Annotated in this window: 4 protein-coding genes; all 4 read right to left on the reverse strand. The window is 46.0% G+C overall.

Annotation, left to right across the window (positions count from 1 at the left end):
- Positions 1 to 53: 53 nt before the first annotated feature.
- Positions 54 to 635, reverse strand: coding sequence for a DUF3575 domain-containing protein (locus tag BACCELL_RS19995; protein ID WP_007213851.1), 582 nt, complete (start codon positions 633 to 635; stop codon positions 54 to 56).
- 17 nt (positions 636 to 652) lie between these two features.
- Positions 653 to 2,809, reverse strand: coding sequence for a hypothetical protein (locus tag BACCELL_RS20000; RefSeq protein ID WP_007213852.1), 2,157 nt, complete (start codon positions 2,807 to 2,809; stop codon positions 653 to 655).
- 30 nt (positions 2,810 to 2,839) lie between these two features.
- Complete coding sequence (fimD, locus tag BACCELL_RS20005) at positions 2,840 to 4,807, reverse strand: fimbrial tip adhesin FimD (RefSeq protein ID WP_007213853.1); 1,968 nt, start codon at positions 4,805 to 4,807, stop codon at positions 2,840 to 2,842.
- An 8-nt stretch (positions 4,808 to 4,815) separates the two neighbouring features.
- Positions 4,816 to 5,962 (reverse strand): DUF4906 domain-containing protein (locus tag BACCELL_RS20010; RefSeq protein WP_007213854.1); only part of this gene is annotated, 1,147 nt, incomplete at its 5' end.

Consider the following 5,962-nt stretch of genomic DNA (forward strand, 5'->3'; position numbering starts at 1 on the left):
GTGCGGCTATGAGGCACAAAACAGAGTATATCAGTATTTTTTTCATGACTATATTATTTTATGACGTATATGATGTTTAATGCTACCTTGGTAGGACCAATGTAGTTTTTGTGTCCGCTGTCGAGTTTGCTGCCGCACTTGCCGCAGTTGTACTTATCGTAGTCTATGCGGGCGTAGCCTACACCGATTTCCGCTTCCATGCTCCAGTGCTTGTTCAGTATCCATTGATATCCATAAGAAATGCCGGCTCCATAGATATTGCCCTGATAGCGTTCGTGTCCCAAACCTAATATATTCAGGTTGCTTACATTCGCTTCTGCATAATGGGCGTGCAGACCGAAGAAATGTCCGTAGAAGCGCTCGCACAGCCAGTAACGAAGTTCAGGCTGTACCAGCCAGTGCTTGATTTGTTTGTGATCCGAGAATTTCCAGGGATTGTAGTTACCGGATACATCGAGGGTCAGCTTCTTGGAGAGTCCGACCTCAAATCCAAGGTTAGCCGTAGTGGTAGCCCAATACAATGCATTGGTCTTTATTGCAAATTTAGGCATGTAGTGGCTTTTGTCCTGTCCGTACGTACTGATGGTGTATGTGAGCATCAGGGCTGCCAATAAAAGGAATTTAATCGTTTTCATATTTTCATTACATTATATTATCGTAAAACAATAGCCGGATTTTGCAGTAACTCTTCCACTTTATATGTGGCGGAATAGTTATAATTCCTCAGAGTGAAAGTAACCACATCATTCAATTTGGCTCCGGCGTATATAGTAGTTGAATAAGTGCTGGTGCGACTGACAGTAAAACCGGATGCAATGCCGGTATCTGATGAGGTTACCGTATAGCGGGGGATATTGAGCAAGCCGTTATTCTGATAAACCTTTATCGTATTACCCACCGTTATTGACTGCGCCAGAATATTCTCAAAGCCAATGGTCGTAGGACTGAATCCGGGAGCGGATATTATCAGCTTTTCACTGCTTAAAGCCTTCTTAGAGGTAAACGTGACGGTTTGTCCTCCTGAAGGCTGCGAAGCGTAAGTCCGTTGATAACCACCTGCAACTGCTGTCCATCCGCTTTGGGTGGTTTGCAGGTTTTGGGTTGCAATAAACACCGTTAACGGGTATGTGGGTGGATAATCCGGGTATGATGGAATGGTAAACATAAAGCTGGCTGTATTGTTCACACCGTAATTTACCGTATTGTCTCCGTTGACGGAAACATTGGTAAAGTGCCGCGATTTTACTTCTACGCTCTTTGTCTGGAAGATTTCATTGGCTATCAGAACGGTTTCATCGCTGTTTTCAAGACTGGTACGGAAGTTCAATACTTTGGTTCCGGGACCGGTGGCCCAATAGACATACTGATACCCTCCGTTAGTGTACTCCAGTTGCAGGTTTTTGTTAGGCTCTACCGGATAGAGGTTGCCTGTGGTAATGGTGCACTTCAGCGGATACAAATAGTAGGGTATTGCCGATGGAATAGTGAAGCTCAGTGCTACGTCCTGGTCACGGGCAGTGTATATTTCGGGTGATAATCCGGCGGGATCGAACAGATATAATGCACTGGATATGACCGTGATGGTACGTGAAAGTACACCTGCCTTAACGGTAATTGTAGCCTCATATTGTCCCGTAATGATGCGGGATACATCGGCAGAAATATTCCCATTTCCGTCATAAGAGAGATTATGAAGTATGCTTCCCTGATCTTCGGCTATGGATACGCTGATTTTAGAGTTATCAGTCACGCCGTTGGCCGTATATTGGGCTGATACCTTCAAGGTACCTGCCTGGGTGAACAGGAAGTGCAGTCTGCTTACAGTCAGCACATTATTGTTATTGTCGGAGATAGAAGGAGATTCCTTGAATATCTCGGCATAGATATTATTGGAAGGTTCTGAGGTTTTAGCATCGGCAAATTCAGTACTTCCGTTTGCACTCTCGCTGAAGGATTTTATCACAACTTTGTAGTGGTAATTCCTCATGACAGGGTAGGGCTTCTTGTCCGTATCAAGAAGCTGTATCTTGTAATAAAGTTCTTCGGTCTTTCCTGTCAGTTTTCCCTTAATGATGATATAGGTCTGATCGTTGGAATAGTTCTCATTCTCGAACATATATTTGGCATCCATGTTACAGTCTGTTTCTGTCTGATCGATTTTGGAGACGGGACTGCGAGGCAAGGTCGGCGTGCCGTCTATCAAGGTGAACGGGGTAGCGGGGGCATTCGGGTTGAATGGAGCCACTGTTCCGTTACTTGCATAGTTACAGAGCGCATATCCTGTTACTTCGAAATTCGTAGCTTCGGTTTCTACAGTCACTTTGGCCAGGTTGCGGTAAAGTGTGACATTGGGAGTGTCATTGGCGGAAGAGATTGTTTGTCTTCCCCAGAATACTAAATTGCTGCTGTTCAATGAAGGTATAATCTCCCTTTCATCTTTCTGCATGGCGGCACGTTCGTCAAAACTATCCCATTGGGAATAATTGGCAATGAGGTGAATGATTCTTGCGTCATCGGGTATATTTGCCTGGAATGTCCCGGTACCATTACTGTTACTGCTTAGGAGCGAGGCATGAACCCGCCCTATGAATAGTCCGTTGGCATCGAAGGTCATCAACCACAGGTCGTTAACAGCATTCTCATCCGTGGCGGCACGGGTGAGTGCCGGTATATATTCAGGCATGTTTACCGAGAACTGAAAGGCGGTCTTATCGTCATTTCCAGTCAGGGGAGTGCCGAGAGCATCTTCATCTGTACACGAAGCCAGAAGAAGACCGAGGAGTGTTATAAGGTAGGTTAATCGTTTCATACTTTTCTAATTTTAATCCATCAATACTGTTTACCGGATGTCGCGGACGCATCGGACGGATGCATTCAGCGGACTAAATTTACCACCTTCTCCAACGCGAGGGTCCATGAAGTTAACAGCACCGGAAGCATTCGAACTCCAATAATAATTTCCTTCAAGGATGCCTTTTACTTCGCATATCCGTATGTTCTGTAAGACATCTATCAGGTAGATTTCCGCTTGCGTGGGCATACGCCAGTCGGAATAGGTTTCTCCGGTAGTGGCATCCCGCTCTACATAATCCCGGCATTTGATTCTGGATGCGGTGTATGTGCTTGCCGTTGTCGTACCATGTTGTGAGGCAAGCATGAAGTGCGGAGAGATTCTCCGGTTGTTTTCTTCCGTATCTATGGCTGCGTGTTCACTGTCTGTCAGCGGATAACCGAGTACGGCATTGTCACGTATGTACGAAGCGTAAGATGCGCCTAATGCGGGATTGGCTGCATAATGGGAATATCCGCTGCCGAAGTCTTCGTCAAACTCGTCCGGATTGGGAAGAGTAGAGAAGTCGGCGACGAAGGAATTCATTATATACATCTTCGTATTATTTTGCCCTTGGCTTCCTCCGGGGACATCGGCTGAAATGTCAGAACCGATGTAGAGGGCCGGATATTGGGAGACAGTGACAGGTTGTGTAAGTCCGGCACCATTGACTACCTGAAAGGTGATATCTTTGGCTAGGAAGTTTTCAGGAAGAGGACTCGTTATGGTTATGTTGCCGGACTTTACATTCGGGGTAGCGGTGATGGTTATCTCTTTTCCACCGTTGGAAACCGATACACCATTTACAGTAATCTTCTGTATTTCTACATCCGGTGTGGATGACTGGAAGGTAGTGGTGAACTGCGTACTGTTGGGCATCGAAATCTTGGTATCTTTTACATAGATGAAATTGATCCCTTCTACGGAAACAAGTACTTCGTGGGTGCTCCAATCCTGTATGGTGTATCCGGCATTCAGCGGAACTGCGGAATGCGGGTCAGTATCACCTTTCTTGTCTATGTTCACGCGGATATCATACAGGCGGTTACGTTCCAGTTTATAGAGATTTTCAGCCTGGCCCGTGCTTCCGTCTGATAGCCGGTAGTTTACCGGTATTTTGTAATAGTTCTGAGTAGTAGCGTTACCATCAGCGTCCTTTACAGGGACATTGATGAGTACATAACTTTCCCTGTTCGTATCTTTGGTCCAATCATTGGCATACGAATAGAGGATGAATTGATTGCTATTGCCTGCACCCGTATTTTGTTCCGTAAATGAGTTCATGCTTTGCAGAGTGGGGGCATTTACACTACCGTCTGCAATGGATGAGCCACTGGCGGCATAGTTGACCATCTTTTTTGAAGGTATATTATTGTTTATGGGGGTGAAACCGTTTACATAATTCAGGCTTATTCTGATCTTGGCGGCCGCGCGTTTAAGAACAACGGGAATCTCTTTGTTGACGATGATTCCGTCATTCAGCACCATTGTATGCTTTCCGTCCATTAAGAATGCATCTTGTTTTTTATCTGCATCCAGAGTAGGGGCGGTGAGCGCCTTCAGTTCCGGAAGAGATAATCCCGCAGCCGGAATGGTTGCCGTATGGTTGGCTACTACATAAATGGTATGGTTGATGTTCTGATCGAATTTCTCCTGTGCGGCATCCAGGGTAGCTGTATGTTCCCCGGTTCCGGTCAGTTCGGGAGAGAACGTAAAATGCTGGTAGAACAGACATTCGTCTGCTCCTTCACGGTAAACGAAAACATCTAATGATTTTATCGTATTTTCATTGAGCGCTTCTTCGCCCGGCTCTTCTACGGCACGCGAAGCCACGGAGCTGGGCATAGACAGTTTCAGGGTAATTCCGCTTACCGATCCTGTTCCTGCCGATTCGATGGAGGAATCATCCTCGCAAGAGGTGAGTCCCCAGAATAATGAGAGTATCAGCGGGAGGATATATAGTTTATTTCGTTTCATAATTCATCTTATTTATATTCGGTTTGGCGGATTAAAATATCCGTGTCGTTGTCGCCCGGAAACTGGCGGTTGCCATTGCTTTGCTTCGGATTGATCTTGAGTTTCACGCCTCCTGCGGTTATGTAGAAGTAAGTGCTCTTAGGATTCCCACTCCAGCGTTTGGTGGCTCCTACCTGTATCGTATATGCTTCATCACGGGCTATTCCTTTGGAAACGTTGAGACCGTCGTTCATGCCGAACGTAAAGTCAAGTCCATTGGTCAGAGTAGCGGTCCAGATGGCACCGGCAGGGGCTGTCAGACTAAAACTGTAGTTGGCGTAGGAAGTCTCATTATGGGCTTCTCCGTTCGCTATGTAGGGAAATTGCACGATGCCTGTAGTGGCACCGGCGTCATCTCCATTGTACGGTTGAAGCTGATGGTCGTCCTCCGTGATCTCTTGTCCGATTTCAGACGAGGTAAGCTCCCATGGATAGGGAGTCGTTTTTATTATTAACTGGTTGTCCGGATGGTCGAGCATAGCCATGACGCGGTAAACTGTATTATGCAGCAGACTGTACTTATGGGTTGTCTGCCCCTGATCGGTAAGATATCCCCTGTACGTATAGCTGATCCCGTTGAACAGTGCCTTTATGCGGATATAGGGAGTGTTAGCGTCCGGTGTAGCGTCAGGAGCTATATTTCGATATGTATAGAATGAAGCATGTGCATTCTCCGGTACTATTTCAGATAAATCAGACGGCATAAGTTGCAGAGTTGTTCCTCCAAGAAATACCTCCGAAACATTCTTCTTGCTAATGGGCGTCGGCATTGATGTTACCTCCGGACTACTATTTGTATTAAGTATCTGATTGACAAATTCTATGGAGTTGACAACTACACTCGAACTCTCCAATCCCTGATTCTTGAACATATAGATGTCCAGCCGTGCTACCAGGCGTTCCATAGGAACTTCCGCTACTACATATTCACTATTGATTGCAACTTCCTTTTTTCCGACCATCAGGATATTGCTGTCAGTAAAAGCGTTGCCGGATACCGTCAGGCTTTCCAATTGCTGCAATGTAAGGTCGGGAGACACCGGAACAGAAAAGGTCTTATCGGGATCGTTATAATTAGCAATCGCATAAATTACTTTTGTCTGTGGCGACACATTG

The organism is Bacteroides cellulosilyticus DSM 14838 (genome assembly GCF_000158035.1).
Taxonomy (GTDB): domain Bacteria; phylum Bacteroidota; class Bacteroidia; order Bacteroidales; family Bacteroidaceae; genus Bacteroides; species Bacteroides cellulosilyticus.

Bases quoted from the DNA above. Each gene is read 5' to 3' on its own strand.
- fimD (WP_007213853.1), bottom strand. From the start codon at position 4,807: ATGAAACGAAATAAACTATATATCCTCCCGCTGATACTCTCATTATTC.
- BACCELL_RS20000 (WP_007213852.1), bottom strand. From the start codon at position 2,809: ATGAAACGATTAACCTACCTTATAACACTCCTCGGTCTTCTTCTGGCT.
- BACCELL_RS19995 (WP_007213851.1), bottom strand. From the start codon at position 635: ATGAAAACGATTAAATTCCTTTTATTGGCAGCCCTGATGCTCACATAC.